Annotated in this window: 28 protein-coding genes; 15 read left to right on the top strand and 13 right to left on the bottom strand. The window is 44.4% G+C overall.

Annotated elements, in window-relative coordinates; translation table 11 throughout:
• Nucleotides 1-145: 145 nt before the first annotated feature.
• Genes pspC through pspA form a run of 3 tightly spaced genes read right to left on the bottom strand, consistent with a single transcriptional unit; the run spans nt 146 to nt 1,447 of the window.
• The gene (gene pspC, locus R7Q09_RS03670; RefSeq protein ID WP_025766867.1) at nt 146-535 is read right to left on the bottom strand and encodes an envelope stress response membrane protein PspC; all 390 of its coding nucleotides are present in this window, start codon (nt 533-535) and stop codon (nt 146-148) included.
• Nucleotides 528-761 (bottom strand): envelope stress response membrane protein PspB, encoded by a 234-nt coding sequence (gene pspB, locus R7Q09_RS03665; protein ID WP_005378117.1) that lies wholly within the window; start codon nt 759-761, stop codon nt 528-530. The genes pspC and pspB overlap by 8 nt, the downstream gene beginning before the upstream one ends.
• Nucleotides 762-775: 14 nt before the next feature.
• Nucleotides 776-1,447, bottom strand: coding sequence for a phage shock protein PspA (gene pspA / locus R7Q09_RS03660; protein WP_005378119.1), 672 nt, complete (start codon nt 1,445-1,447; stop codon nt 776-778).
• 232 nt (nt 1,448-1,679) lie between these two features.
• Between pspA and pspF the strand changes: the two genes are divergently transcribed.
• The 6 genes from pspF to R7Q09_RS03630 all read left to right on the top strand — a co-directional run bounded on the left by pspF (nt 1,680) and on the right by R7Q09_RS03630 (nt 8,131).
• On the top strand, nt 1,680-2,687 hold the full coding sequence (gene pspF / locus R7Q09_RS03655) for a phage shock protein operon transcriptional activator (protein ID WP_017820869.1): 1,008 nt from the start codon (nt 1,680-1,682) through the stop codon (nt 2,685-2,687).
• 205 nt (nt 2,688-2,892) lie between these two features.
• A complete protein-coding gene (locus R7Q09_RS03650) occupies nt 2,893-4,512 on the top strand; it encodes an ABC transporter substrate-binding protein (RefSeq protein WP_318070515.1) in 1,620 nt (539 codons plus the stop codon).
• Complete coding sequence (locus tag R7Q09_RS03645) at nt 4,512-5,474, top strand: ABC transporter permease (RefSeq protein ID WP_005378122.1); 963 nt, start codon at nt 4,512-4,514, stop codon at nt 5,472-5,474. The genes R7Q09_RS03650 and R7Q09_RS03645 overlap by 1 nt, the downstream gene beginning before the upstream one ends.
• A complete protein-coding gene (locus R7Q09_RS03640; RefSeq protein WP_005378123.1) occupies nt 5,461-6,348 on the top strand; it encodes an ABC transporter permease subunit in 888 nt (295 codons plus the stop codon). Before R7Q09_RS03645 ends, R7Q09_RS03640 begins: the two co-directional genes overlap by 14 nt.
• Nucleotides 6,348-7,343, top strand: coding sequence for an oligopeptide/dipeptide ABC transporter ATP-binding protein (locus R7Q09_RS03635; RefSeq protein ID WP_005378126.1), 996 nt, complete (start codon nt 6,348-6,350; stop codon nt 7,341-7,343). The genes R7Q09_RS03640 and R7Q09_RS03635 overlap by 1 nt, the downstream gene beginning before the upstream one ends.
• A complete protein-coding gene (locus R7Q09_RS03630; RefSeq protein WP_005393308.1) occupies nt 7,340-8,131 on the top strand; it encodes an ATP-binding cassette domain-containing protein in 792 nt (263 codons plus the stop codon). The genes R7Q09_RS03635 and R7Q09_RS03630 overlap by 4 nt, the downstream gene beginning before the upstream one ends.
• An 82-nt stretch (nt 8,132-8,213) precedes the next feature.
• Here the strand turns inward: R7Q09_RS03630 and R7Q09_RS03625 are convergent, their stop codons facing one another.
• Nucleotides 8,214-8,603: a DUF2750 domain-containing protein gene (locus tag R7Q09_RS03625; RefSeq protein WP_005378129.1), complete on the bottom strand. Its 390-nt coding sequence runs from the start codon at nt 8,601-8,603 to the stop codon at nt 8,214-8,216.
• Between the two features lie 68 nt (nt 8,604-8,671).
• Nucleotides 8,672-9,577 carry a manganese-dependent inorganic pyrophosphatase gene (locus R7Q09_RS03620; protein WP_017634678.1) on the bottom strand — a complete coding sequence of 302 codons (906 nt, stop codon included), beginning with the start codon at nt 9,575-9,577 and terminating at the stop codon, nt 8,672-8,674.
• 186 nt (nt 9,578-9,763) lie between these two features.
• Between R7Q09_RS03620 and R7Q09_RS03615 the strand changes: the two genes are divergently transcribed.
• Entirely contained in the window at nt 9,764-10,978 is a 1,215-nt protein-coding gene (locus R7Q09_RS03615) for a putative manganese transporter (RefSeq protein ID WP_171344588.1), read from the top strand.
• A 77-nt stretch (nt 10,979-11,055) separates the two neighbouring features.
• Here R7Q09_RS03615 and R7Q09_RS03610 read toward each other — a convergent pair whose 3' ends face one another.
• The 4 genes from R7Q09_RS03610 to torE form a co-directional block, all read right to left on the bottom strand.
• Complete coding sequence (locus R7Q09_RS03610; RefSeq protein ID WP_104978980.1) at nt 11,056-12,795, bottom strand: glycoside hydrolase family 36 protein; 1,740 nt, start codon at nt 12,793-12,795, stop codon at nt 11,056-11,058.
• Nucleotides 12,796-12,993: 198 nt separating this feature from the next.
• Nucleotides 12,994-15,456 carry a trimethylamine-N-oxide reductase TorA gene (gene torA / locus R7Q09_RS03605; protein WP_062730706.1) on the bottom strand — a complete coding sequence of 821 codons (2,463 nt, stop codon included), beginning with the start codon at nt 15,454-15,456 and terminating at the stop codon, nt 12,994-12,996.
• A gap of 26 nt (nt 15,457-15,482) precedes the next feature.
• Complete coding sequence (torC, locus tag R7Q09_RS03600; protein ID WP_213966532.1) at nt 15,483-16,667, bottom strand: pentaheme c-type cytochrome TorC; 1,185 nt, start codon at nt 16,665-16,667, stop codon at nt 15,483-15,485.
• 50 nt (nt 16,668-16,717) lie between these two features.
• Nucleotides 16,718-16,897 (bottom strand): trimethylamine N-oxide reductase system protein TorE, encoded by a 180-nt coding sequence (gene torE, locus R7Q09_RS03595; protein ID WP_005378141.1) that lies wholly within the window; start codon nt 16,895-16,897, stop codon nt 16,718-16,720.
• Nucleotides 16,898-17,359: 462 nt separating this feature from the next.
• Between torE and R7Q09_RS03590 the strand changes: the two genes are divergently transcribed.
• Entirely contained in the window at nt 17,360-18,172 is an 813-nt protein-coding gene (locus R7Q09_RS03590; protein WP_017634681.1) for an ABC transporter permease, read from the top strand.
• Nucleotides 18,173-18,526: 354 nt separating this feature from the next.
• Nucleotides 18,527-18,664, top strand: coding sequence for a hypothetical protein (locus tag R7Q09_RS03585; protein ID WP_005378145.1), 138 nt, complete (start codon nt 18,527-18,529; stop codon nt 18,662-18,664).
• 85 nt (nt 18,665-18,749) lie between these two features.
• Here R7Q09_RS03585 and focA read toward each other — a convergent pair whose 3' ends face one another.
• A complete protein-coding gene (gene focA, locus R7Q09_RS03580) occupies nt 18,750-19,610 on the bottom strand; it encodes a formate transporter FocA (protein WP_005378146.1) in 861 nt (286 codons plus the stop codon).
• Between the two features lie 299 nt (nt 19,611-19,909).
• Here focA and R7Q09_RS03575 point away from each other — a divergent pair, with 299 nt between their 5' ends.
• Nucleotides 19,910-20,143, top strand: a complete 234-nt coding sequence (locus R7Q09_RS03575; protein WP_005387662.1) for a TIGR02647 family protein — start codon at nt 19,910-19,912, stop codon at nt 20,141-20,143.
• Nucleotides 20,144-20,186: 43 nt separating this feature from the next.
• Here the strand turns inward: R7Q09_RS03575 and R7Q09_RS03570 are convergent, their stop codons facing one another.
• On the bottom strand, nt 20,187-20,633 hold the full coding sequence (locus tag R7Q09_RS03570) for a PACE efflux transporter (protein ID WP_154204695.1): 447 nt from the start codon (nt 20,631-20,633) through the stop codon (nt 20,187-20,189).
• Between the two features lie 89 nt (nt 20,634-20,722).
• On the opposite strand from R7Q09_RS03570, the gene R7Q09_RS03565 reads away from it, so the two are divergent.
• From R7Q09_RS03565 to R7Q09_RS03555, 3 genes are read left to right on the top strand one after another with little or no spacing between them, the layout of a single operon-like run.
• Nucleotides 20,723-21,601, top strand: a complete 879-nt coding sequence (locus R7Q09_RS03565) for a LysR family transcriptional regulator (protein WP_256901043.1) — start codon at nt 20,723-20,725, stop codon at nt 21,599-21,601.
• Nucleotides 21,602-21,619: 18 nt separating this feature from the next.
• Entirely contained in the window at nt 21,620-22,447 is an 828-nt protein-coding gene (locus R7Q09_RS03560) for an NAD-dependent epimerase/dehydratase family protein (protein ID WP_318070514.1), read from the top strand.
• The gene (locus R7Q09_RS03555) at nt 22,444-23,082 is read left to right on the top strand and encodes a YdcF family protein (RefSeq protein WP_318070513.1); all 639 of its coding nucleotides are present in this window, start codon (nt 22,444-22,446) and stop codon (nt 23,080-23,082) included. Before R7Q09_RS03560 ends, R7Q09_RS03555 begins: the two co-directional genes overlap by 4 nt.
• A gap of 61 nt (nt 23,083-23,143) precedes the next feature.
• Here R7Q09_RS03555 and R7Q09_RS03550 read toward each other — a convergent pair whose 3' ends face one another.
• A complete protein-coding gene (locus R7Q09_RS03550; RefSeq protein ID WP_042522050.1) occupies nt 23,144-23,722 on the bottom strand; it encodes a thymidine kinase in 579 nt (192 codons plus the stop codon).
• A gap of 87 nt (nt 23,723-23,809) precedes the next feature.
• Nucleotides 23,810-25,192: a cysteine--tRNA ligase gene (cysS, locus tag R7Q09_RS03545; RefSeq protein ID WP_005378155.1), complete on the bottom strand. Its 1,383-nt coding sequence runs from the start codon at nt 25,190-25,192 to the stop codon at nt 23,810-23,812.
• A 202-nt stretch (nt 25,193-25,394) separates the two neighbouring features.
• Between cysS and R7Q09_RS03540 the strand changes: the two genes are divergently transcribed.
• Nucleotides 25,395-25,889: a peptidylprolyl isomerase gene (locus R7Q09_RS03540; protein ID WP_005378156.1), complete on the top strand. Its 495-nt coding sequence runs from the start codon at nt 25,395-25,397 to the stop codon at nt 25,887-25,889.
• A gap of 60 nt (nt 25,890-25,949) precedes the next feature.
• Entirely contained in the window at nt 25,950-26,687 is a 738-nt protein-coding gene (lpxH, locus tag R7Q09_RS03535; protein WP_005389817.1) for a UDP-2,3-diacylglucosamine diphosphatase, read from the top strand.
• The last annotated feature ends 21 nt before the right edge of the window (nt 26,688-26,708 follow it).

The following is a 26,708-nucleotide window of genomic DNA, read 5'->3' as shown; positions in this document are numbered from 1 at the left end:
AATTGGGGGATTATTTTTAAAGTAGATGAATTTTGAACGAACTTCCAGAGCAGAAAAGATTAATAGTGCTTTAAAATTAGTAATTTGTGATAAAAAAGCAGGCTTTATGCCTGCTTCAGTTAAATCTTCTTTGGATACAAAATGCCTAGAGCTTACTGAATTCTCTGTTCACCCTATATGTATCAGACGTAACATACGCTTCCATGTTACGAATTTTGCCATCAAGACGGTCAAAATCCCTTTCCAACACACTGAGCAGTTGATCAGGGCTTTGCCCTTTCTGCCAAGGCTTACTTTTGAGCGTATGCTCTTGCTGCGCTCTGATATTTTCAGAATACGTTACTGGTTGCTTTTCTAACATAAACGCCATCGCGATATACGCTAACAATACCAAAAACGTACCACCTAACAGCGCTGCAGAAATCACTACAATACGAATCAACCAAACTTCTGCACCAAAGTAGTTGGCAATTCCGGCGCAAACACCGGAGATTTTGCCATTTACTGGATCACGATACAGTTCTCGATTATTCATACTTTCGTCTCCATGTTGGTGACTCAGCATCCAAGATGCGCTCCAATGTATCAACTCGGGACTGCATCGCTTCCGCTTTTTCAGATAGTACCTGAAGGCGCTCTAAATCTTGGCTCGACAGTGCACTATCTGTTTTGCGTTTGCTGCGATAGTGTAAGAAGAGCCATAGTGGAGCGACAAAGATTAAAAAGACAATCACTGGTCCTGCTATAAAAAATGCCGACATAAATGGCTCCTTTCTTATTTATCTTTCGATGACATCTGTTCTTTCAGTTTTGCCAACTCTTTTTCAATTTCGTCTTGTGCCTGCAACTCTGCAAACTCTTGTTCTAGCGATTTAGCATTACCAGTTTGAGCATACAGGTCTGCTTCCGCTTCCATTTCATCCACTTTACGTGAGTACTGCTCAAATTTCGCCATCGCTTCATTAGTGCGGCTAGTGTGCAGGTGTTTTTGCACATCACGACGGTTAGATGCAGTTTGGTTACGAATTGCTAGTGCTTGCTGTTTTGCGCGCGTTTCGGCAATTTTGCTTTCCAACTTACCAATCTCGCCAGTAAGCTTATCGATCGTTTCTTCCACTAAGGTTTGCTCAGTGTGGAGGCCTTTAATCACTTGCTCTAGCTTTTGCTTTTCAATTAACGCTGCACGAGCTAGATCTTCACGCTCTTTCACTAATGCTAAGCTCGCTTTTTGGCCCCATTCGCCAATTTGCTCTTCTAACGTTTCAACCTTACGAGCCAACTCTTTCTTGTCTGCAATCGCTTTAGCCGAGTTAGTACGCACTTCAACAAGTGTGTCTTCCATTTCTTGAATGATAAGACGGATCATTTTTTCAGGATCTTCCGCCTTGTCCAGTAATGCACTGATGTTTGAGTTAACGATATCTGCAAATCGAGAAAAAATACCCATAACGGAACTCCTCTTTTTTCCTATTAAAACTCGACAAGGTGGTGATTAACCTTGTGTCTCCCTGAATATATAACAAGTAACGTGCCAACTTATAATTTTCTTTTAAATCAGAGCGTTATTCATTTTGTTGTCGTTACACACTATTGTGCTATGATGTTTTTCACCAACTGTTGGTGAAATTTACCAACTCTATCTCTAAATCATGGCTCGGCTGTTAAATAAGAAGGACTTTATGAAGCAAAACCTGATTGGTGAATCACCTGCTTTTCTCGCTGTACTAGATAAAGTATCACAACTTGCACCCATTGAGCGCCCTGTCCTCATCATTGGTGAACGAGGTACGGGTAAAGAACTCATCGCTCAGCGTTTGCATTATTTATCAAGACGTTGGGATAAGCCACTACTATCACTCAACTGTGCGACATTAAGCGAAGGGCTAATAGATTCCGAATTGTTTGGACATGAATCCGGCTCCTTCACGGGCTCTAAAGGTAAGCATAAAGGGCGTTTCGAGCGTGCCGAGGGCGGTACTTTGTTCCTTGACGAACTGGCAACCGCACCACTTTTAGTTCAAGAAAAGCTATTACGTGTCATTGAATATGGTGAATATGAGCGAGTTGGCGGTCATACCGCTCTCAATGCGGATGTTCGACTTGTTTGTGCAACCAATGCCGACCTACCAAAATTGGCAGAGCAAGGTGATTTTCGTGCAGATCTGCTCGACAGGCTAGCCTTCGATGTCATTATGTTACCGCCTCTTCGCGAGCGCAAAGAAGACATTCTCTCTTTAGCAGAGCACTACGCGATGAAAATGTGTCGTGAACTGCAACTGGAATACTTTGTCGGTTTTACCCCAAAAGCGCAGCAGTCGCTTATTGAATATGAATGGCCCGGTAACGTCCGCGAACTAAAAAACGTGATTGAACGAGCGATTTACCAACATGGTCTGAATGCTCACCCAATTGATGAACTGGTTTTCAATCCTTTTGAAACGGTTTGGCACAGCGCGCTTGGCCATAGTGCAAAACAAGCAGAACAACAAGAAGAGGAAGCATCAAGCAACACCATCCAATTCCCTCTAGACTATAAACAATGGCAAGAGGAACAAGATATCCATTTACTCAATCGTGCATTGGAAGAAGCCAAGTTTAATCAACGACAAGCAGCCGAGCTACTTGGCTTGAGCTATCACCAATTACGAGGGATGGTTAGAAAATATGGTTTGGTCGGACAAAGCTAACTTGACCGAGAGTACTCAATCAATACACGAGCTCGTGACTGCGCTCTAATTCGCATGCATTTATGGCATAACACCTTACAGTGTATGGATTTTATGTTTGGAGCGAGTTCACAAAGGTGATAAATTAGCGAGATCATTTTCGCTTGTTAGCTTTGAAAGAGTAAGATCAAACGAAACGAGCAAGATCCAATGAACATTTCATATTATGAATGCTTTTATAAGATTATCGCTGAGCCTTATTGGGATTAGCCTACTTACCGCTTGTGGCGATGAAATTGACCACAATGATATTCGCAAAGCTGGCTTTGTGTTTTGCGGACAGGGTAAGCCGACCACGTTTAACCCTCAGCTTATTGATAGCGGTATTACCGCAGAGGCTCTGAGCCCACAGCTGTACGATACGCTGCTCACGCTCGATCCTAAATCACATCAGCCCGTGGCAAGCATCGCCGAGAGTTGGTCAGTAAATGAATCAGGGACGGAATACACGTTTAAGCTTAAACGTGGTGTTCAATTCCAAACCACGCCTTGGTTCGCACCCACTCGCCCATTGAATGCAAAAGATGTGGTATTTAGCTTCAAGCGAATCATCGATGTAGACCATCCTTTTCACCAAGTAGGTGGTGGTTTTTATCCATGGTTTGCAGGGTTAGATTTTCAAAACCTACTCCAAGACGTGGTTGCAATAGATGAGCATACGGTAAGGTTTACGTTATCTCAGCCAAACTTTTCTTTCTTGGCCAATATTGCCACCAGCCATGCGGTTATCTTGTCTGCGGAGTACGGACAGCAATTGGCAGCAAAAGATCATAAAGAAGAAATCGACCAACTTCCTATCGGTACCGGCCCTTATCAATTAAAAGAGTACCAAGTGAACGATTTGATTCGATTAGAGAGTCATTCTAATTACTGGAAGTCACCAGCAAAAATGGAACAAGTGGTGTTCGATATCTCTCACAGAGGCACGGGTACACTAGCTAAACTTTTAAGAAACGAGTGTGACGTACTCTCTTCACCTATTTCGAGCCAAATACCTGTCATTCAAGAAAATGACAACCTTGAGCTGACGGCTACACCAGCTAACAACGTTTCCTTTATTGCGATAAACACAGAAACCACCGCGCTGAGTGATGCTCGAGTTCGCCAAGCACTTAACTTAGCGATCAACCGTCAAAATATTTTAGATTCGGTTTACTACGGAACTGGCTCCCAAGCTTATACTTTGCTACCACCTAATTCATGGGCTTATCAAAAAGATAGCGTAAAAATTCGTTATGACCGGAATTATGCATTGGCACTACTTCGAGATGCAGGCTACGAAGACGGCCTAGAATTGACCATGTGGGTACCACTTGAACCACGTGCTTTTAACCCAAGCCCTCGTAAGACTGCGGAGTTAATCCAAGCGAATTTTGCCGATATTGGGGTTAAATTAACGCTACTGACCGATGATAGGTTTGAACGTGTGGATTTGGAGAACATCAACGATATCGATTTACTTTTAACAGGTTGGATTGGTGATACCGGGGATCCTGACAACTTTTTCCGCCCTTTATTATCTTGCGAGTCTGACCGCGTTGGCCTTAACGTGTCCATGTGGTGTAACGATGACTTCGATTTCTTGCTCGATTTGGCGTTAGAAACTCAAGAACCGCGTTACCGTTTGAACCTATATCGCCAAGCACAGAACATTTTGAATCAAGAGTTCCCGGTTATTCCTCTGGCGCATGGCGTGCAGTTCCGTGTGCACGACAAATCGCTGACAGGCTTCAAATCAAGCCCTTTTAATGCCCAACCGTTTGATAGAGTTGAGAGAATTCACTGATGTTTTGGTATACCGTTCGACGCTTTAACCTATTTATCATCACTTTGATGATCCTTACATTAGTAGGTTTTTCTCTGCTTCGCCTTGACCCTCTCTCGCACTGGGCAAACGTTGATTTTTGGTCTGGCTGGCAAACTTACTTAATCAACCTTTCTCAACTCGATTTTGGCATAAGTAAAAACGGCAATGCGATTTACGACGAGCTCGCCGTTGTATTCCCAGCCACTTTGGAATTGTGTTTCTTTGCCTTTTTGGTGTCCCTTTTGATCGGCATTCCACTTGGAACCGTGGCTGGGATGAAGCAAGGTAAATGGCTCGATACCAGCATTTCATTCATGTCAATGTCTGGTTATTCCGCCCCAATTTTTTGGGTGGCTTTGTTACTTATCATGGTTTTTTCATTAGAGTACCAACTCTTTCCAGTGGCAGGACGATATGACCTGCTTTACGAAATTGATCATGTAACCGGATTTGCCATTATCGACGCATTCATGGCGAAAGGTGAATACCGCGCTCACGCACTGCAAAGCGTTATTGAGCATATGGTGCTGCCATGTTTGGTGCTTGCTTTGGCTCCAACCACCCAGGTTGTCGGACTAATGCGCTCCTCGGTAGCGGAAGTGATGAGCCAAAACTACATCCGTGCAGCGAGAATCAAAGGTCTTTCTAACCGCGAAATCGTAACTCAACATGTATTGCGGAATGCGATACCGCCTATCATTCCCAAAGTTGGTGTTCAACTTTCGAGTATGATTACCTTAGCTATCATCACGGAGTCTATTTTTAACTGGCCAGGTATTGGTCGTTGGCTTTTAGATGCGCTAGCAAGCCAAGACTATGCATCTATCCAAGCTGGCGTGATGGTACTTGCGACTTTGGTTCTTACCGCTAACATACTCTCGGATTTGATTGGCGCGATGATTAACCCTTTAGTTCGAAAGGAATGGTATGCTAACAAATAACGTTTATCAGGAAGAGCGCATTCCAACTCAGTTTGAGCGTTTTTGGCGAAGCTACCGCGCCAACGGACTAGCCATGTTTGGCTTGTGGTGCTTGGTGTTTATCGTCCTTATTACCATTTTTGCGCCCCTACTTGCACCATTTGACGCCCAAGCACAGTCAGGTGAGTTGCTTGTGCCGCCATCATGGGCCCCAGCAGGAACGGTTGATTACTTTTTGGGGACCGATGACTTAGGTAGAGATATTCTTTCGCGCCTGATTATGGGCTCTCAGCTAACATTTGGCGCTGCTGTCGCCATCACCGCAATTGCTGCCGTTGTAGGCTGTTTAATTGGCGTATTGGCAGGTATGACGAAAGGCTTACTGTCGAGTACTCTCAACCACTTGCTCGATACCGTCATGTCGATCCCGTCGCTCTTATTAGCAATCATTTTTGTGGCATTTCTCGGCTTTGGTGGGTTCAATATTTTACTCGCAATCTGCTTAGCTTTGATTCCGCGTTTTATTCGCTCTGTTTATATCGCAGTCCACACCGAAGTTGAAAAAGACTACATAATGGCAGCACGCCTTGATGGCGCTAATGATTTCTACTTACTGTGGAGTTCAATTCTTCCTAACATTCTGACGGTCATTGCCGCTGAAATCACACTCGCGCTGTCTGCTGCGATTTTAGATATTACGGCACTGGGTTTTCTTGGCCTAGGCGCACAGGCCCCAAGCACCGAGTGGGGAGCAATATTAGGTGACTCTGTCGAGCTTATTTATATTGCACCTTGGACAGTGACCCTACCCGGCCTGACCATCATGTTTACTGTTATTACCCTAAACTTAGTAGGTGAAGGTGTACGTCAAGCGCTTAATGCGGGGATCGAATAATGCCGTTGTTAGATATTCGACATTTGACCATTGAGATCGAAACACCTCAAGGGTTGGTCAAAGCCGTTGACCGAATGAGCCTAACTTTGAACGAAGGCGAAATTCGTGGTCTTGTAGGTGAGTCTGGTTCAGGGAAAAGCTTAGTTGCAAAAGCGATTGTCGGGGTAAGTAAAGATAACTGGCGCATCACCGCAGACCGTATGCGCCTTGGCAATATTGACTTGCTTCAGCTTACACCAAAAGAGCGTCGGCGCGTCATTGCTCGTGATATTGCGATGATTTTCCAAGAACCTTCAACTTGTCTTGACCCTTCAGAGGAAGTCGGGCGTCAATTGATTGAATCCATTCCATCTCGCGCATTTGAAGGGAAATGGTGGGAGCGATTTAAATGGCGTAAAAAACAGGCCATCGCGCTTTTGCATAAAGTGGGTATTAAAGATCACAAGCGTTTAATGGGTAGCTACCCTTATGAACTGACTGATGGTGAGTGTCAAAAAGTCATGATTGCCATGGCGATAGCGACCAAACCAAAGTTGCTGATCGCAGATGAGCCAACCAACGACTTAGACCCGATTACTCAATCGCAAATTTTGCGTCTGTTGAGCCGCATGAACCAACTTAATAACACAACCATTTTGCTTATCGGCCACGACTTAGCGACCATAACACAGTGGGCAGGACGTATTACGGTAATGTATTGTGGTCAGTCGGTGGAGTCTGCCGATACCAGTAAAATCATTGCGGCACCCAAGCACCCGTACACCGATGCCTTGCTTAAAGCGATGCCTGACTTTAATGATTGGGTACCACACAAGCAAAAACTCCAATCCCTACCGGGCTCGATTCCGCCATTGCAGCATCTGCCTATCGGTTGTCGCCTCGGACCACGTTGCCCGTATGCGCAGAAACAATGTGTAGAAATTCCACACACCAGACGAATTAAGAATCATAAATTTAACTGCCACTTTCCATTGAACACGGAGAAAAAGTCATGAGTGCGTTACTTGAAGTCGATAATTTATCGAAGCAATTTGTTACGCGCTCCCGTCTGTTCAAACGTCAGGTTAATGAGGCAGTTAAACCGGTAAGCTTTACTTTAGAGCCAGGACAAACTATTGGTTTTATTGGTCAAAACGGGTCAGGAAAATCCACACTAGCTCGTATGCTTGCTGGCGTTGTTGAACCAAGCTCCGGAGAGATCCGTGTGAATGGCGAACGATTGGAGCACAAAGATTACGCGACACGCTGCAAGCTCATCCGCATGATTTTCCAAGATCCAAACACATCGTTAAACCCACGTATCCAGATTGGTCGTATTTTAGAAGGTCCGCTAAAGCGAAATACCAACATGCCGCCAGATGCGCGCATGCAGCGTGTAAAGAACACCCTGCTCCGCGTAGGATTGCTGCCTGAGCACGCCTATTTTTATCCACAAATGCTAGCTGCCGGTCAAAAACAGCGCGTGTGTTTGGCTCGTGCACTTATTCTTCAACCTTCCATCATTGTCGCTGATGAGGCGTTAAACGGTTTGGATATGGCAATGCGCTCGCAGATCATTAACTTATTCCTCGAGTTGCAAGAAGAGATGGGATTGTCATTTGTGTACGTGTCTCAGCACATTGGCATTGTTAAGCATATTACTGATAAAGTGATGGTGATGCATGAAGGTGAAGTGGTCGAGTTTGGCGAGACCAACCAAGTACTGACTCATCCCGAGCATCCTATTACTCAACGACTAGTCGAAAGCCACTTTTATAAAGCGCCAAGCCATCAAACAAAATAGCTTATCAAAGATGTAATCGTGCAAATGTAAAGAAGCCTGCTTTAACGCAGGCTTCTTTATTGCATGGGTACTAATCAAAGAACTAACGGCGGCTCGCTTGTTTGCGCAGTTCAAAATCAAACTCGTCAGGAAACAATACGACCCCTTCTTCATTTTGATTTGGGAATACAACAATCGATAGCTCGTCATCCTCTAGACCAGAGGTCCAACGGCTGTGCCACTTGTTTAAAGAGATCGCCTCAGGCTCGCAATCTTCCCAATCACCATTCGCCCATTGCAAAGCAAATTCTTCGTTTGGCCATACTGGTACACAATCATCATCTTCTGTATTTAACATGACACAGCCATGTTCGTCTTTCAGAATCCAAACCTTACGATTCGCCACAATCTCTTTTACGCAGTACTTTAAACGTTGCTCTTCGTTGTAGCGATTAATGGTATCCATCTGCTCTTGGGTCAGTTGCTCAGACATATTCGTCTCCTATTTCCCATAGAAAAATGCCCGCAGCTAGGCGGGCATTTAAAGTATATGCTAGAAAATTAAGCTAGCTCAGTTTGAAGCCAAGGCCAACCTTGCTTCTTACGGCTTAGCGTGTTTTCCATCATTAGCATGCCGTCTTTTTCGTGCTTAACAAGCTTCTCAGCCCACTCACCTTTGTATAGAAGACGAGTTTGAGCAGTCGTGATGTCTGTTAGCATTACAGCAGCGAACGCTAGGTTATCTTTCTCACAACGAGATTCTAGGTCTGCTTCTAGTGCTTCGATCATACCGTCAACTTGCTCAAGAGTTGCAAGTTCAACCTGACCAACCACTACGTCACGACCGTTGAATGGGTAACCTTTAAGGTCTTTCTCAACAAGCTCAGCCGCTGATAGACCTTCGATGTTTGTTTTAGCAATTAGAAGATCTTTAGTGAACGCGTCAACATCTTGTACGTCTGCGATTGCCGCTAGTTCAGCAACGGCATCTTTGTCTTTTTGTGTACAAGTTGGAGAAGCAAAACCTACTGTGTCAGATAGAATTGCTGACATCATTAGCTTAGCAATTTGTGGAGTAATCGCGTGACCTTCAATCTTGAACATGTTGAATAGAACAGTGTTGGTACAACCAACAGGCCAGATCCATGCTTCCATTGGGTTTACTGTCATCACGTCACCTAGACGGTGGTGGTCAACAATACCCGCAATTTCAGCTTCTGCGATATCGTCTGGTGCTTGTGCTAGATCTGAGTAATCTACTAGCCAAACGGTCTCACCCGCAACTGATGTGCGAAGCTCAGGAACTTCAGCGCCAGCAACTTCTAGGATGTGCTGAGTTTCACGGTTGATTTCGCCTTGGCGAATTGGCATAGCTTCAACGCCACGCGCTTTTAGAAGTTCAGTTGCAACGAGTGCACTACAAATACTGTCACTGTCTGGGTTCTTATGACCTACAACTAGAATCATGTTTCTTCCTATTCAAGTCAATTTTATACGCCGCCTAATACAGTTAATTAGGGCGTGTTTGCTCACAAAGGCCGATACTTTACCTGATTTCAGAGAGTTTGACACGAAGAAAAGTTCACAATGCTATTGCGAATAAATCTCACTTACATATAATGATAATTATTCCTATTTGCATTTGAGTAAACGATGAACGCGACCCAATTATTACACTCTGCACAACAGTTGTTTCAGCCTACTCAGTTTCGTTTAGCTTATAAGCGATTGCTGATCCCTATCGTCATGCTCATTTTGCTAGGCAATGAAAATACACGTGACGTTGCCGTACAGACGCTATCCGACTCATTCTGGGCGGTGTCATGCTATGTTGCTGCCACATTGGCTATTTATCATTATCTTTCAAACTTTATGTCGAAAACCAATCGAATTACCGAGCTATATCATCGCTCGCGTAATCATCAGGTTTTCTTTGCTTCTTTGTTGGGTGCTTTGCCTGGCTGTGGTGGCGCTATTGTTGTGACAACGCAATTTATTAGTGGCCGAGTGGGATTTGGTGCGATTGTCGCGGTACTTACTTCAACAATGGGTGACGCTGCCTTTTTACTTCTTGCCGCCAAGCCAAGTGTTGGATTAGGCGTGGTTGGATTAGGCATTATCGTGGGTACTCTTTCAGGGTTAGTCGTTAATGCTTTTCATGCTGATAACTTTCTGCGACCAGAACCAAAAGAAGCACCTCAGACACATGCTTGTTGCCAACACCAGACAGACCGACACACACCCCTTGAACAACGTGCAATCAATCTACAAGGCGCATTTTGGAAATGGCTTATTGTGCCTGCTAGTGTCGTTGCTGTGTTAATGTCTTTCCAAATAGATATTAATCAGCTGTTGTCTTTGCAGACCAATACCATTGAATGGCTAGGCGCTATCTTCGCGGTGATCACAATGTCGTTGTGGGCGATGACAAAAGAGCTCGGCGATTATCAGTCAACGGTCTCTGAAGATGAAAAAATCGTGGACTCACATCCGATTCAAAAAGCAGCACAAGATACGAATTTCGTCAGTGCTTGGGTGATCGTTGCTTTTCTGGCGTTTGAGCTGACAACCTATTTTTCTGGACTCGACCTTGTAGAAACCTTTTCTCATTGGGGAATTTGGATGCCATTAGCTGGCCTAGCCATTGGTATGTTGCCTGGTTGCGGACCGCAAATTTTAGTCACTAGCCTATACATTTCTGGTGCAGCGCCACTTTCTGCGCAACTGGCCAATGCGATTTCTAACGATGGTGACGCCCTATTCCCCGCCATTGCAATGGCACCGAAAGCTGCTTTGGTCGCGACAATTTATTCGTCCATTCCTGCGTTTATTGTTGGATACGGGTATTACTTTTTATTCGAGTTCTAACGCCCAGAGCATCAAAACGAGAAAGGAGCCGCAATAGGCTCCTTTCTTGATCTCGGTATTGGGCGATTTACTTCACGCTATGCTGTAACGATCGCTTTCGCATTGAGCCCTTTATCAACGCTCACCATTAACAACTGGCAAGGTTCTTGGTTTAGCTTTTCCCCTGTCCAGTAATCATACCAGTCCACCGGTTGATCAGACGTCAGCGTAAATTCCATCGCTCCGTAACTCGCATAATTAAACAAACAATGGAGGTCATTCTTCGTCGTTAGTTTTAAAAACGCGTGATTTAAACTCAAAGCGGTAAACTTTGCAGATTGTTGGTTACGTTGTTGACGTAACATGAGCTTAGACAGTGTCTTCTTAGCAAACGGCGTAATCTCAGGGAGCGGGTCACCAGACAGCAGCAAACCACCACTCGCTAATAACACCGTGCGATGAAATTCATACTCTTCTCTGGATGCAGATTGATTAGCTAATGAAGTGAACGTGGCGCAATCCGGGTCAATTTGCCACAATTTTCGATGCTGCCAACTACGGTAAAAGGTTTCTTTGGCTATCTGCTCGAATCGACGACTATGACGCTCTACATCGTCAGAAACACGCATTGCATCCACAAGTCCCAGAGATGGCCACATTGGCGCGTTACAGCCTAACAGCCATGCATCCCCTGCCCCTTTAGCGATCGCTTCCATACCCATGCGGTAGGCTTCTACACCGGTGACACCCGATTGGCTTCGTTTACCTTTTAACGTGCCCCAGTAGTTTGCGTCTAATTTGAATAGCTCAACGCCCCACTCTTGACGCATAACAGAGACCACATGAGTTAGGTGATCTTGCACTTCAGGGTTTGAAGTATCGAGAATGTACCAAGGCGTGCATCGCCAACCACCGTATGTGACATCTTCTGCTTTAAGTAAGCCACCATCCTTGTGGCGAACAAACCAATCTGGATGCTGTTTGAAGATCTCCGACTCAGGCTGTGCAATGAAAGGCGCCATCCAAATCGCCGGCTTTTTGCCTTTTGCACGGATACTATGAATGAGCTCTTTCACACCACCAGAAAACTTATCCGATGGGATTAACCAATCGCCCATAAAGGCTTGATAGCCATCATCCAGAAGTACCCACTCTAGGTCTTCGAGCTTATCTTGCATGCAATCAACGTTCTGCATGATGTTTTGCTCTGTCACGTCTGCGTAGTACGCATACCACGAACACCAACCAACAGGCGCATCTTGTGTCACACCTTGGCGAACAGGATGATGCTCTGCAATCATCTCGCCATAGGTTTGATAAAGCTCGGACAGCGATTGACCACAGAGTACCGCCACGGATTCAAGTTGATTACTTTCCCAATCCGCCACTTGAGTCAACTCACCATCAATTGCGGCTGATAAAACCCAATGCCCATCACGCAGTACAACATCAAAATAGCCAGCAAAGCGATGACATGATGTGAAGCCAAATAATGTGTAGCCCGCTGAACCTTCCACCACTAAATAGTTGTAATAACGCTTAGGGGCATCTTTAGGGTAGATTCGATAAGAAGGATTATTGTCTGGGCAGCGACCAATATCAACGGGGTGATTGATCGTTCCCGCCGTTTGCGCCAACATTTGAAAACCATCCCCAATTACGTTGGCCTCGTGCTCGTACAAAAACGGCATTTCGAGCAACACTTCACGGTCGGTAAAGGTTTTATTGTGGAGACCAGCAAAAGAAAAATGTAATTGATTACCCTCGACTTCAACTTGGAAGTCATTGTTATTCACAGTGATCTCAGTGTGATTTGCCAATTGAATGCTCTGAGCCATAAAGAGTCTACTCACTTAATTATTATTGTTTAGCTTGGCGCATTATCTCCTGCTTGTCTCACCCAATTCGTTACCATCATCACGAATACCAGTCTCGTTTAACGTTATGAAGTTACTATTGAGACAACGCTCACTGAAATTTTGATAAAAAAATACCAGCCCTGAGGCTGGTATTTCGATTTATGCAAACTGCACTAATTAAGCAACTTCGATCGGACCACCAAATGAAGTGACTGGTGGCACTTTACCTGTGAACTTCTCGAAGTCTACGATACATGTGTTCGCAGAAGTCGCCTGTGCAAGCTCAGAAGAACCGATGTCTTGCGTCAGCGTGTTAGGATCACCGTAGGTACAGATTGCGCCCTCTTTCTCGTTTAGAGGACCGTACCATGCACCTTCTTCGATACGAACAACGCCACGTGGGTAGCTGTCAGTCAAAACAGCACCAGCTAACAGCTGACCACGACCGTTGAATACACGTACCAAATCACCATCTTTGATGCCTTTTGCTTTGGCATCCGCTGGGTTGATGTAAACCGGCTCACGACCTTGTACCGCGTAAGTCGCGCGGAACTCTTCAGACTCACACATCTGAGAGTGCAGACGCTTATCAGGGTGGCAAGACTGCAACCAGAATGGGTATTTATCTGAACCAGGACCACCGTGTGAACGCTCTGATTTTTCGAACCACATTGGGTGCTCTTGACAGTGTTCGTAACCGTAACGGCCGATCTTACGAGACGTGATCTCGATGAAGCCAGACGGCGTACCTAGTGGATTCAGCTCAGGGTCTTTACGGAAGTCCGCATGACGAACCCAAGGTTTACCTTCACCGAAGTCTAGTACGCTCTTCTCCCAGAACTCGTTGAATTCTGGCATTTCGAACTTACCTTCGTTCGCTTTTTTACAATCGTTGTAAAGGCTTTCGATCCATTCCATCTCGCTCATACCACGAGTGTATTCTTCGCGGCGACCAAAACGCTGAGTTAGTTCACTCATGATTTGGAAGTCAGGCTTAGATTGGAACAATGGATCAACGAGGCGATGCATTGCAATCAGACCTTTGTTCGAGTATGAACCGTATACGTCGATGTCGTTACGTTCCCATTGCGTACACGCCGGTAGAACGATATCTGAGAAACGACATGTCGCAGTCCAAGCAAACTCGATCGTTACAACCGTTTGAAGTTTGCGGAACGCTTTCTTCATGCGGTTACGATCTTGATGGTGGTGCCATGGGTTACAACCCGAGATAACCATCATCTTGAAGTCTGGCAGTTTCACTTTACCGCCGTTGTAGTTGATCTCTTTGCCAGGTTCTAGCAGACAGTCGATCCAACGTGCAACTGGGATAGTACGACTGTAGCCGTTAAAGTCGTTGTTGTCCCACTTCGGTTTCATACCTTGGTCAAGGTTACGAGGGAAACCACCAGGGCCCGCGAAACCAGTAGAAGGCACACCGATACTTGAGTAGTGGTGACCGTAAGAGATACCACCGCCAGGTAGACCGATTTGACCAACCATTGCAGCAACCACAGCCGCTGCCCAGTATGGCTGCTCACCGTGCTCTTGACGCTGGATACACCACCCCATCAGGATCTGTGTACGACCGCTGACTAGCATGCGTGCGAATTCACGGATCTTGTCCGCTTTCACGCCACAAATCGCTGCTGCCCATTCAGGCGTCTTCTCTACTTTGTCTTTTGTCTTACCTTGAACGTATTGAATGAACTCTTCAAAGCCGAGACAGTAAGTATCAATGAACTTCTTATCGTACAGGTTTTCGTTGTACAACACGTGTGCCACAGCGAGCATGAACGCTACGTCTGTCAGCGGGTTGATGTACAAGTGATCGTTCTCTAAGTAGCGCTGAGTTTTGTTCTTCACTGGGTCTACAGATAGAACGTTGATCTCACCTTTCGCCACTTTTTCTTTTAGTTGTGCAAGGTACTTAAACGACTCATGCGTTTCACAGTTCCAACCTACTTGAAGGTTTTTCACTGGGTCGTTAGCCCAAAGAACGATGTTGTCAGAGTTTTCTAGGATCTCAGACCAAGACGTACCTTGTGCATACACTTCGGTTGAGCCTAGCACGTACGGCATAATGGTTTGACCTGCACCCGTCGAGTAGTCACCTACTTTAGTGATGAAGTTGCCATGCATACCTACTGCACGTTGCATGTGCGCAGTACAGTTGTTAAATGAACCCGTTTGGTTCCAACCTGTTTGACCTGCATGCAGCGCCCATGGGCCGTAGTCTTTTTGAATACGTTCTAGTTCGCGATAAAACAAATCTAGCGCTTCATCCCAAGTTACTCGGATGAAACGGTTGTTACCGCGAGTATCTGCGCTGTATTTATGTTTCTTCAACCAATCTAGACGAACCATTGGGTAACGAACACGTGAAGGGCTGTAGATAATACCCTTGATACCGTTCAACATTTCTGTTGGGTTTTTGTCTAGCTCTAGCGGCTTGATCTCTTGAACTTTACCCGCGTAGATGTGGGCGCGAAACGCGCCCCAGTGAGAACCGGTTACTTTCCAAGTACCTGTCGTCTCAACGGCATTTGCAGAGGCGGACGCCAATAAGCTAGGACCAATTACTGACGCTGCACTTGTGGTTGCTACACCTTTAAGAAAACTTCTTCGTGTAATAGCCATTTAAAATTACTCCAATCCGACGCTTATTAGTGGTGACCTTCAGCATAATCTGAAGAGTGTTTCTGTAGATACTTCAAGATCAGTGCTTCACTGTCTGTATCTAGGTTAACGAACGCCAACATACCGTCGAACATACCTGGCCAGGTGTTCGCGTCGAAGTGCGCTTCCGCAGGTTGAGTGTGACATACAGAGCAATTGGTCTTGTAGGCTTCACGAGATTTTTCCCAAACAGGATTGATGTCGTTCAGCATAGACTCTTTCTTAATCCATACTTTCGCCGCTACTTTTTCCCAAGGAAGGCCTGTTAACTCATCCACTTTTTTCTCACCAGTCGTCACAATGTTGTTGTCTGTTGCTGCTTCTTTCATCAGAGACGCAGTCGCAATGTTCTTACCGAAGTCTTCTTGAATTACACGACCAAAACCTTTTGCTTTGCGCCAACCGTCAATTTCGATCTCAACAAACTCGCCTTTGTCTTCAAGAACTTTAACGGTCGATGCAGGATTAAGAAGACCAGCTTCTTTACTGCCTTGCGCATCAAAGTAAATTGGTAGGTGACGAACGCTCACGAGTTGCTGACCAACGCCGTAATCAGTGTTAGAAGTCATACCCTCTAGATCACCCACGATACCGCCAATGCTGTCCATGCCTGCTGGTAGGTTGTGCGCAATACCCTTGTGACAGTCAACACAGCTTTGATCTTTCTCAGCGGCTTGCTTCATTTGGATACGAGCCGTAGGAGACATTTGCTCGAAATCCATCGATTCGTAGTTGTGACAGTTTTTACACTCCAGAGATTTGTTTGCCGAGAAACGATCCCATTCGTGTTTAGCAAGTTCGATACGACGCTCTTCGAACACCCCCGGTTCGTCGTAGTTGCCAAATACTTGTGCAAATACTTCTTTAGAAGCTTGCATCTTACGAGCGATCTTATCTGTCCAGTTATGTGGAACGTGACAATCAGGGCAGGTAGCACGAACACCAGAGTGGTTTTTCCAGTGCACCGTTTCTTGTAGCTCAACGTACACGTTGTCACGCATTGTGTGACAACTAATACAGAATTCTTCTGTGTTGGTTGCTTCTAGAGCGGTGTTAAAGCCACCCCAAAAGATAACACCAGCAATAAAGCCGCCCATAGTCAGCACACCTAGGCTGATATGTACAGCTGGGCGCGTCATGGTACGCCACAGTTTAATGATTAATGATTTCATTATTTGCTCTCTTAAAATCTTTTCAAAAGTGTGGTTATGAGCTCACTGGCTTACATGCCGTGCGCGCCTGGAGGCCCAAAGAAGAAGACTTGCAACATCCAAACGATGAACCCGTAGCCGCCGACAAAGGCCACACTCAGAATTGGGAAGAGAACAACTGCAATGAAGAGGAACGACTTCCACTCCAGGGAGCGTTTTTCACCACTCTCAATTTTATTAACATCACTCATACATTTGCCTATTTTGTATCTAGTGTTATTGAAAAGCCCGCGTAACCAAGCTTAAGTTTTTTACAATCTCTAATGGAAAATGTTAGACCATACTAATAGTAGGGTTCAATCAAATAAGCGACCTCAGACCTTGTAATTCAACACTTTTTTGAGCTCATCCAGAGATATGATGGATTGATGTTATTTATTAAAAAACATGAACAGATGTGACAAAATAAGTCTTTTAAGGAGTTGTTAAATAACCAACATTTAAGAAACATCGATCACATTTAAATCGTAATTACCATGCCATAAATCGACTTAAAAACTCGGAAAAAGATAACCACTTGTAAACAGAATGCTGCGTATTAATGTCTAAAATAGCACTCAAGGTTTACTTTAAGAACAGCAAAAAGTGCACGTAGTGGTTCATATAAAGGAGAGGCTTAGATACAATTATTCGCGTATTTTCAAGGAGCGATTATGGATAACGTGGTGGATATAAGCTGGGTCAAACTGGCACTGTTTGGTTTGATTTTATTGGTCCCCTTCTTTATCAATGCCCGCTACAAATTAGGGATAGCAAAAGACACCATAATCAGTGTTATCCGAATGACACTTCAGCTCATATTGATTGGCGTGTATTTAGAATATCTTTTTCAATTAAACAGCTTACTTGTCAATATACTTTGGCTTGCCATCATGCTACTGATTGGTGCCAGCTCAATTGCGGGAAAAGCTCACTTACCTAAAAAGCCACTTATGCTTCCGCTACTAACGGGCCTTACCTGTGGTCTAATACCACTTCTGATAGCAATTACAGCAGGCTTAGTGCAACCATCCCCTATTTACAATGCGCAGTACATGATCCCACTTGCTGGTATGTTATTGGGTAACAGCTTGAGTAGTAATATCATCGCTCTTCAGAATTTGTTTACGGCTTTTGAGCAGAGACAAGCAGAATATGAGGCTGCAATCTCACTTGGAGCCTCTCCTCGCTACGCATCCTTCCCCTTCATTCAAGAGGCTCTTAGAAAGTCCCTTGCCCCGACTTTAGCTTCTATGGCCACTACAGGACTGGTTACCTTACCGGGTATGATGACCGGTCAAATTCTAGGTGGCGCGAGCCCGATGGTTGCGATTAAATACCAGTTAGTAATTATGCTGGCTATTTTCGTCATGTTGAGTGCCTCCGTAACCATAACGTTAGAAATGACATTGCGCTGGGTACAAACCAAAGAAGGCCGAATCAAGATAAAAATCGAGCAACCCGAATCGACCAAAACTCACGGTTAGTTGGCGCTTGTGGGTAAAGCCCGTTAAACAACTTATGGTGCCAAGTCGAACGTACTTATAACTGAATAACTCAACTATTCTTCGAGCACTCATCAAGACGCTTTCAGATGAAAAGTCAGGCAGAATTCTTTTTGATATAAGCCTCTAATTTTATGAAATTTTCTTTGCAAGTTTAGATACGCACGACCTTTGATACAGGTTATCCACAGAAAATGTGGATAAGCCCCCAAAACCCATACGCAACCAGAAACATAGCAACATAAGTGATCAATCGAATCGTCATGCATTGATCACGTGACTGACATGTTCTAATTTTATAGTAAAGGCAGTGACCACAAACTTGGAGAGACGTACATGGATGTCTTAATGATCAAAGAAAATTACGATGAACTCCTGTCCGATGCACCTCTGGATTGGCTCGTTCAAGAACCAAAGGAAGTAACTTCTCATTGGCTCCCAACCGATTTTGGCATCAACGAAGAGTTGATTTAGCATGACTCGACTTATTTGACATTTGCAGAGACAAATAAAAAGAAAGGCGAACCATCTGGTTCGCCTTTCTTGTGATCTTCTAAACTTATCGCAAATGGTTATCTTCATCGCGTAGATAAATCATCCAATACCACATGCCAACAAATACGCCACCACCAATAATGTTTCCTATCGTAACAGGAATTAGGTTGTTTACGATGAACCCCATCATGTTTAAGTCCGCGTAGTTTGCAATATCTGCCCCTGTCATTTGCCAAAACGCTTCTGGCGCAAAGTACTTAATACCAATCGCCATAGGTACTTGGAACATGTTCGCAATACAGTGCTCAAAACCTGCCGACACGAACATAGCCACAGGCAAAATCATGACCGCTATTTTATCTGTCAATGTTCGCCCACTAAACGTCATCCAAACTGCAATACAAACTAATACGTTACACATGATGCCAAGCGCAACAGCGGCAAAGAAACCATGATGTAATTTGTGTTGGGAGATCGCCATCGCGTTAAGACCAACTTGGCCATGATCAAACATATATTGCTTGGTAACTAGCATACAGGCCACGAGCAAAATGGCCCCAACCATATTGCCAAAGTAAACCACCAACCAGTTTTTGATAAGTGCTTGCCAAGAGATTTTTCCACTCGCACGCGCAACTAGTGTCAGCACAGAGCTAGTGAAAAGCTCGCCGCCAGTAACCACCACCAAAATCAAACCAAGGCTAAATGCCAGACCACCAATGAGTCGTGTAATGCCCCAAGGCAGCTCGCCTGCGCCTGTCGTCACTGTGGTATAGAAGATGAAAGCAATACCAATATGAAGCCCCGCAGAAATGGCGAGCAGAAAAGATTTGATTGGAGCTTTCGTTGCTTTGCCTACCCCCACTTCAGCCGCGCGTTCCGCAGCTTGTGGCGGTAATAGTGAGTCAAACTGATTAAAGTTCATTCTGGTGTAACATTTAGAAACATTTAAAGAGGCGCGGATAATCGCTCTATTTCCCTATTTTTTCAAGTGCTATTTGGCGTGTTTACTAAAATCGTTGTTATTGGGAGATCAAGCAATAAATAGCGCCTATCATTCGCTACCGTAAGTATCATTGATACTTAACAAGTATTCGACCTTTCGAACAAAGATCCTGCGTTATATCAGCCTGATAGCGCCATACTTAACACTTCTTGTCGTTGAATGTTGCCCAACGCTACTTTTCAGACTAGCTTGGTAAAAAAAGCGCAAAGGAATCATTTATGAAATATTCAGCTGAACATATCGCCGAATTGAATCTACTTCTTCAGTTCGACCTAAGTAGTGCTGCAACTGGTATTAAAGTTCATACAGACGCGTCAGAAGAAATGCAGGCAGCCGTTGCTCGTCTATATAAGAAGCAACTTTGTACACAGCCTGACGGTGGTTATCTAACAGACGAAGGCATTGAAGTTGCAGAACATGCAGATAAGATTTTAAGAGTTCTGTCTGTGTAATTTGAACAAAAAACGCCACCGAACTCGGTGGCGTTTTTTAGTCCTATATTTTTCCTGTCGATGCCTGTGGCAATAATCGCTTTTTCATTTTGCTAAATGGTTGAACCTTGTCATACAACCAGTTAAAACCAGTGGCATAAAATAGGAAGAAAACGAGGAAGCCGGCTTCCAGCATCAGAGCTTGAAGAAGTGTAATTTCTAAGAACCAGGCAATCACAGGTAGAGAGATAAAGATCAATCCTCCCTCGAAACCAACAGTGTGTCCAAGCCGCATCGCTAAACTTCGCTCAGCTCGATTGTCACCAAACCACTTATCAAAATACAAGTTGTAGATGTAGTTCCATATCACGGTATACATGCTCAACCCGACCCCAACCAACGCGAGATCACTAGAACCCTTTCCAGTGATCAATGAAGCCGCTGGTACAATAATCGCGAGTGCGATTAACTCAAAAAGTACTGCATGAAAAATTCGTTCGTTACGAGTCATATTTCTCTGTCCAAATAGTTCTACTCAATGCTTAGAATTTTATCTACTATTTAGATAACCAAAAGTTAGATACCATCGGTTTAAGCGATATGTTTACCATCGAACAACTGCAAGCTTTCATTGCTACATCAGAAGCAGGATCATTTTCAGGAGCAGCTAGAAAACTGGGGCGAGCTCAATCTGTAGTGAGCCAGCACATCATGAATATGGAGATCGACTGTGGCGTTGAGCTTTTCGATCGATCAGGCAGGTATCCTAAATTAACTGAGAATGGCCTCGCGCTCATACCTTATGCACAAGCAACAATCAGCCAACTCGACCGCCTAAACAATAGGGCATCGCAGCTCTTTTCCACGCCAACGAACAAATTAGTCTTAGCTATTGATGAAGGGATTCCTCTGACTCGCTTGCCGGATGTGCTAAAGAAGTTAGAGCAACGCTTTCCACACTTACAAGTTGAATGCTTAACGGCATCAAGCCCTGATATCATTGAATTGGTTAAGTCGGAACGCGCCACGACTGGGATTATTTTGAGTGATTTACAAATGCCAAGGCACATCGATTTCACCAATCTTGGCAATATTGCATTTGATGTCTATGTCTCTTCAACACATCCTTTAGCAAAGCAGCAAATCACTCACATTGATCAACTAAAACAACATCGTCAATTGGTCATACGATCCAAAAGTGCAGAGCCATGTGGTCTCAATCAAGCATTTAGCCCAGATATCTGGTACGCTGATAACTACTATATTTTGTTGGAATTGGCGAATAAAGGGTTTGGTTGGTGCTTTCTACCACAGCATTTAGTCGCGTATTCACCTAATACATTAAAAAAGGTTGGGGATGATTTCACAAAACTGGCTTGGCAAGTCAATGTTGACCTTATTCAGCACCAGAAATGGCATTCAGATCCCCTCCATCAACAAGCCAAAGCAGAACTGCTCAACCTATTCGGGCAGACATAAGTAAGTAGGAAGACCCAAATGGCAAATACATTGATCGTAGGTGCAGGCTGGCTCGGAACTCCGCTAGCAGAAACATTGATGAAAGATGGACACTATGTTGTCGTCACTCGTCGTAGCCAAACTCGATTAAAAGAGTTACCCACCTCATTAACTCACTCCGCATTGTTCGATTTCAATCAATTGAACGCCACAGCACGGCTAGATGAGCTGCTCAAACAGCATCAAATTACGCACGTTATCGGTGCTTTTCCTCCAGGATTTCGTAAAGGACGCGGTCAAGAATATGCCCAGCAATGGCAAATACTTGCCAACGCAGCTAAGCAAAACAACGTTGAAAAACTTCTCATGATCAGCTCTACCACGGTTTACCCTAACCTTGCTTCCGATATGGAAGAAGCTGACGCGTCACTCTCTTTAGCAGCCGAAAGCCCTTATTTCTCTGATAATGCACGTATTATGCTTCAAGCAGAGCAGCATGTTATCGACTCGAATATTAGCTTTGTTATTCTACGTTGTAGCGGATTAATCGGGCCAGATAGACACCCATCTCGCTTTGCAGCAAGGCTTCAACAAGTTAGTCGTAAAGCACCAGCTAATATGCTTCATCAAGATGATGCTGTCTCGGTTGCGAAATTTGCCTTAGGCAATTTAAGCAACCAAGTCATTAACGTTACGACACCTCATACTGTCAGCAAGGCTGAGTTCTACCAAGCTGCCATAAACAAAATCGGAAGTGAGATACCTCTTCCACCCGTCACAGAGCAAGCTGACAAGCGTATTCTTGCTGACAAACTACTCTCACTTGGTTATCGATTTCACTTCAATTCAACTTTGGATGCGCTATGAGACTCTACAGACATATAGAAACGCTTTGGGATTACATGCAACTCAAACATGAACTGAAACCTGCGGACTGTTTGTTTGTGATGTGCAGTAATGATGTGCGTGTAGCGGAGCACGCTGCCAAGCTCTACCACCAAAAGTTGGCACCTTTGATTGTATTTTCAGGGGGTCAAGGTCGCTTCACAGATGGACTGTTTGAAAAAAGCGAGGCAGAAACCTTTGCCGAGATTGCAAAGTTTTCGGGCGTTCCAAGTGAAGCAATTTTGCTCGAAACTGAATCCACAAACAGTGGAGAAAATGTTCGCTTTACTGAGCAACGATTAAAAGAGGAAGGAAAACAGTGTTCCTCGTTTATTCTGGTACAAAAACCGTTTATGGAGCGTAGAGCAATCGCGACATTTGAAAAACAGTGGCAGTCACCCTACACTCAGCTCCAAGTAAGCTCTGCGGCTCTTCCATTTTTTGAATACATTAATGAAGACATGCCATTAATGATGGTGCTAGAAGCACTAATGGAAGATTTCTCTCGCGTAAAAAGCTATCCAGAGAAAGGATTTCAAACCGAGCAGAACATCCCTCAGCAAGTCGAATCTTCTTACCAGGCTTTACTCGAGCGATTTGGTTTTGACTTAGTCTAGCTTTTTCTAACCGACAAACAAAAAGCCACCAAGTACGGTGGCTTTTCTGTATCAATACGGCTTATTTACCGAGCGCTTCTTTGTAATGTTGGCGGCATACGGAGACATACTTATCGTTACCGCCGATCGCAACTTGATCGCCTTCTTTAATTGCCACGCCGTGTTCATCGGTACGAATAACCATATTCGCTTTGCGGCCACAATGGCAGATTGTTTTGAGCTCAACCAGCTTGTCTGCCCAAGATAATAGATACTTACTGCCTTCAAAAAGTTCGCCTAGAAAATCGGTGCGAAGGCCGTAACACAATACTGGAATATGCAACTTATCAACGACTTCAGTAAGTTGATAAACTTGTTCTTTCGACAAGAACTGACACTCATCAACAAGAATACAGTGACGTTTTTCAACCTCATTCAGATCTGCGATCTCTTGATACAAATTGGTATCCTGACGAAATAAATGTGCGTCAGATTGAAGACCAATACGAGAGCTCACTTTACCGACACCAAAACGATCATCTAGCGCAGCCGTAAAAATAACTGGCGTCATGCCGCGTTCTTGATAGTTGAAAGAGGATTGAAGAAGCGTTGTTGATTTACCCGCATTCATTGCTGAGTAATAGAAATACATCTGAGCCACAGAGCATTACCTAAAGTTAAAGTTTTAATTTATGGAAATGGAAAATAAAAGGGCTGAATTATCAGCCCTTTAAAAATGAAAATTCAATTACTTACGACGCCACGTTGTGCCTTCTGGACCATCTTCCAGAACAATGCCCATTTCGGTCAGCTTGTCACGAGCCATATCTGCATTCGCCCAATCTTTCGCAGCGCGAGAGTCATTACGCAGCTTGATCAGAGCTTCAATTTCAGCCACTTCATCATCGTTACCCGCATCACCTTTTAGGAAGGCTTCAGGATCTTGGTGAAGAATACCGATCACGTCAGCTAGTTCACGCATTAGCGCACCGAGTTCGCTCGCTTTCTCTAGGTTTTCTGTCTTCAGACGGTTAACTTCTCGCGCCATGTCGAACAGTACTGAGTAAGCTTCTGGTGTGTTGAAGTCATCGTTCATCGCTGCAGTGAAGCGAGATACGTATTCTTCACCACCAGCAGGCGCAGCGTTTAGGTCTAAACCACGTAGAGATGTGTACAGGCGCTCAAGCGAAGCACGTGCTTGGTTTAGGTTATCTTCGCTGTAGTTTAACTGGCTACGGTAGTGACCAGACATTAGGAAGTAACGCACTGTTTCAGCATCGTAGTGACCAAGAACGTCACGGATAGTAAAGAAGTTACCTAGAGATTTAGACATCTTCTCACGGTCTACCATTACCATGCCGCTGTGCATCCATGTGTTCACGTATTGTGTATCGTGTGCACAGCATGATTGTGCGATTTCATTTTCATGGTGTGGGAACTGAAGGTCAGAACCACCGCCGTGAATGTCGAAGTGGTTACCTAGGATTGAAGAGTTCATTGCTGAACACTCAATGTGCCAACCTGGACGACCTGGACCCCATGGTGACTCCCACGTTGGTTCACCCGGCTTTGACATCTTCCAAAGTACAAAGTCTAGAGGGCTGCGTTTTGCTGTTTCGATATCAACGCGCGCGCCAGCTTGAAGCTGATCAAGGTCTTGCTTGGAAAGCTTGCCGTATTCGTTGAATTTACCTACCTCAAACATTACGTCACCGTTATCTGCAACGTATGCAAAACCGCGCTCGATTAGCTTCTCAACCAATTCGATGATTTCAGCAATAAACTGTGTCGCACGAGGTTCAACGTCCGGACGTTTCATGTTCAGCGCATCAAAATCAGCGTGCATTTCACCAATCAAACGCTCAGTCAATGAATCGCAAGACTCACCATTTTCTGCGGCACGTTTGATGATCTTATCGTCGATATCTGTGATGTTACGTACAAACGTCAGATCATAGCCCAAGTAGCGAAGGTAACGTGATACAACGTCAAAAGAGACGAAAGTACGACCGTGACCAATGTGACAGAGATCGTAGATGGTAACTCCACAGACATACATACCGACTTTGCCAGCTGTAATTGGTTTGAATTCCTCTTTCTGTCTTGTGAGTGTGTTATATATCTTTAACATGATCTCTATCTATGATTGTGAATGAATAAAAGAAGATGAGTATATCAACTCCAACCTAGTTAGGTAATAGCAATTAACCGATAAAACGATAATCGGCTAAACTTCAAGCACAAAACGAAGAATTTCCTCTTCCTGAGTTTTTAAAGCACTAGAACTTAGGCTAGAATCTCGGGCTCAACACAACACAGTAAAGGAAAGTAGCATGATCACCCTTCACACTAATTTTGGTGACATCAAGATTCAACTAAACGAAGAGAAAGCGCCAGAGACAAGCGCAAACTTCCTTCAGTACTGCCGCGACGGTTTCTACGACAACACGCTTTTCCACCGTGTTATTGACGGCTTCATGATCCAAGGTGGTGGTATGGAGTCTGGTCTACGTGAAAAAGCGACTCGTGCACCTATCAAGAACGAAGCAAACAATGGCCTTAGCAACAAAGTGGGTACACTTGCTATGGCACGTACTATGGAGCCGCATTCAGCAAGCTCTCAGTTCTTCATCAACGTAAACAACAACACATTCCTAGACTTCCGTAGCGAAAGCCTAGATGGTTGGGGTTACTGTGTGTTCGGTGAAGTAATCGAAGGCATGGACATCGTAAATAAGATCAAAGGCGTTAGCACTGGTTCTTACGGCATGCACCAAGACGTACCTCTAGAAGACGTAGTAATCACTGGTACAACAATTGAAGAGTAATTCTTAGGAATTATTTTTAAAAGATAAGTTAATGGGGAGGCATAGCTTCCCCTTATTTCTATGACGACATTATTTATTTCCGATCTTCACCTTACCCCATCACGTCCTGATATCACGGAATGTTTTGTGACGTTCATGCGAACAGAAGCAACAAAAGCTGATGCACTTTATGTACTCGGCGATCTGTTTGAATTCTGGATTGGTGACGATGACAACACCCCTTTTGCAGACCAAATCCGTGCAGAATTTAAAGCACTGACGGATGCGGGTGTGCCAACTTTTTTCATCCAAGGCAATCGAGATTTTTTACTCGGCAAACGCTTTTGCAAAGAAACCGGTATGACATTACTCGACGATGTCTGCACGATTGATCTTTATGGTCAAAAAGCCGTAATCCTACATGGCGATACGCTCTGCATTGACGATGTGAAATACCAAGAGTTTAGAAAAACCGTTCACAAGCCATGGCTACAATGGTTGTTTAACCGTATTCCTTGGTTCATTAAGAAGAAAATTGTCTCAAAAGTTCAATCCGATATTCGTGATGATAAAATGAGCAAGTCATTAGATATCATGGACGTCAACCAAAATGAGGTCGAGAAAGTGATGTCTCAGAACTGCGTCAACTTAATGATTCATGGTCACACACATCGCCCGAACACACATTTTTTTGACGTCGATGGCGTTAAAAAGACCCGAATTGTTTTAGGGGATTGGTATACGCAAGGCTCAGTTTTAAAAGTAAATTCTGATAGTTTTGACCTACAAACGAGACCGTTCATACAGAATTTGCGTTAAGCATGTAGAGCGTGTAGAAGA

It is taken from the genome of Vibrio sp. 2130-1 (genome assembly GCF_033339515.1).
Note: the sequence above shows the minus strand (reverse complement) of the source record. Positions and strands in the feature narration are given on the sequence as shown.

What these genes read in the sequence shown, in the direction of transcription:
- pspC (WP_025766867.1), bottom strand. Translation starts at nt 535, where the DNA reads ATGAATAATCGAGAACTGTATCGTGATCCAGTAAATGGCAAAATCTCC.
- R7Q09_RS03560 (WP_318070514.1), top strand. Translation starts at nt 21,620, where the DNA reads ATGGCAAATACATTGATCGTAGGTGCAGGCTGGCTCGGAACTCCGCTA.
- R7Q09_RS03570 (WP_154204695.1), bottom strand. Translation starts at nt 20,633, where the DNA reads ATGACTCGTAACGAACGAATTTTTCATGCAGTACTTTTTGAGTTAATC.
- R7Q09_RS03615 (WP_171344588.1), top strand. Translation starts at nt 9,764, where the DNA reads ATGAACGCGACCCAATTATTACACTCTGCACAACAGTTGTTTCAGCCT.
- R7Q09_RS03575 (WP_005387662.1), top strand. Translation starts at nt 19,910, where the DNA reads ATGAAATATTCAGCTGAACATATCGCCGAATTGAATCTACTTCTTCAG.
- pspF (WP_017820869.1), top strand. Translation starts at nt 1,680, where the DNA reads ATGAAGCAAAACCTGATTGGTGAATCACCTGCTTTTCTCGCTGTACTA.
- R7Q09_RS03540 (WP_005378156.1), top strand. Translation starts at nt 25,395, where the DNA reads ATGATCACCCTTCACACTAATTTTGGTGACATCAAGATTCAACTAAAC.
- torA (WP_062730706.1), bottom strand. Translation starts at nt 15,456, where the DNA reads ATGGCTATTACACGAAGAAGTTTTCTTAAAGGTGTAGCAACCACAAGT.
- pspA (WP_005378119.1), bottom strand. Translation starts at nt 1,447, where the DNA reads ATGGGTATTTTTTCTCGATTTGCAGATATCGTTAACTCAAACATCAGT.
- R7Q09_RS03585 (WP_005378145.1), top strand. Translation starts at nt 18,527, where the DNA reads ATGGATGTCTTAATGATCAAAGAAAATTACGATGAACTCCTGTCCGAT.
- R7Q09_RS03590 (WP_017634681.1), top strand. Translation starts at nt 17,360, where the DNA reads ATGGATAACGTGGTGGATATAAGCTGGGTCAAACTGGCACTGTTTGGT.
- R7Q09_RS03610 (WP_104978980.1), bottom strand. Translation starts at nt 12,795, where the DNA reads ATGGCTCAGAGCATTCAATTGGCAAATCACACTGAGATCACTGTGAAT.
- R7Q09_RS03640 (WP_005378123.1), top strand. Translation starts at nt 5,461, where the DNA reads ATGCTAACAAATAACGTTTATCAGGAAGAGCGCATTCCAACTCAGTTT.
- R7Q09_RS03650 (WP_318070515.1), top strand. Translation starts at nt 2,893, where the DNA reads ATGAATGCTTTTATAAGATTATCGCTGAGCCTTATTGGGATTAGCCTA.
- focA (WP_005378146.1), bottom strand. Translation starts at nt 19,610, where the DNA reads ATGAACTTTAATCAGTTTGACTCACTATTACCGCCACAAGCTGCGGAA.
- R7Q09_RS03625 (WP_005378129.1), bottom strand. Translation starts at nt 8,603, where the DNA reads ATGTCTGAGCAACTGACCCAAGAGCAGATGGATACCATTAATCGCTAC.
- R7Q09_RS03620 (WP_017634678.1), bottom strand. Translation starts at nt 9,577, where the DNA reads ATGATTCTAGTTGTAGGTCATAAGAACCCAGACAGTGACAGTATTTGT.
- torC (WP_213966532.1), bottom strand. Translation starts at nt 16,667, where the DNA reads ATGAAATCATTAATCATTAAACTGTGGCGTACCATGACGCGCCCAGCT.
- pspB (WP_005378117.1), bottom strand. Translation starts at nt 761, where the DNA reads ATGTCGGCATTTTTTATAGCAGGACCAGTGATTGTCTTTTTAATCTTT.
- R7Q09_RS03630 (WP_005393308.1), top strand. Translation starts at nt 7,340, where the DNA reads ATGAGTGCGTTACTTGAAGTCGATAATTTATCGAAGCAATTTGTTACG.
- R7Q09_RS03645 (WP_005378122.1), top strand. Translation starts at nt 4,512, where the DNA reads ATGTTTTGGTATACCGTTCGACGCTTTAACCTATTTATCATCACTTTG.
- R7Q09_RS03565 (WP_256901043.1), top strand. Translation starts at nt 20,723, where the DNA reads ATGTTTACCATCGAACAACTGCAAGCTTTCATTGCTACATCAGAAGCA.
- R7Q09_RS03635 (WP_005378126.1), top strand. Translation starts at nt 6,348, where the DNA reads ATGCCGTTGTTAGATATTCGACATTTGACCATTGAGATCGAAACACCT.
- lpxH (WP_005389817.1), top strand. Translation starts at nt 25,950, where the DNA reads ATGACGACATTATTTATTTCCGATCTTCACCTTACCCCATCACGTCCT.
- cysS (WP_005378155.1), bottom strand. Translation starts at nt 25,192, where the DNA reads ATGTTAAAGATATATAACACACTCACAAGACAGAAAGAGGAATTCAAA.
- R7Q09_RS03555 (WP_318070513.1), top strand. Translation starts at nt 22,444, where the DNA reads ATGAGACTCTACAGACATATAGAAACGCTTTGGGATTACATGCAACTC.
- torE (WP_005378141.1), bottom strand. Translation starts at nt 16,897, where the DNA reads ATGAGTGATGTTAATAAAATTGAGAGTGGTGAAAAACGCTCCCTGGAG.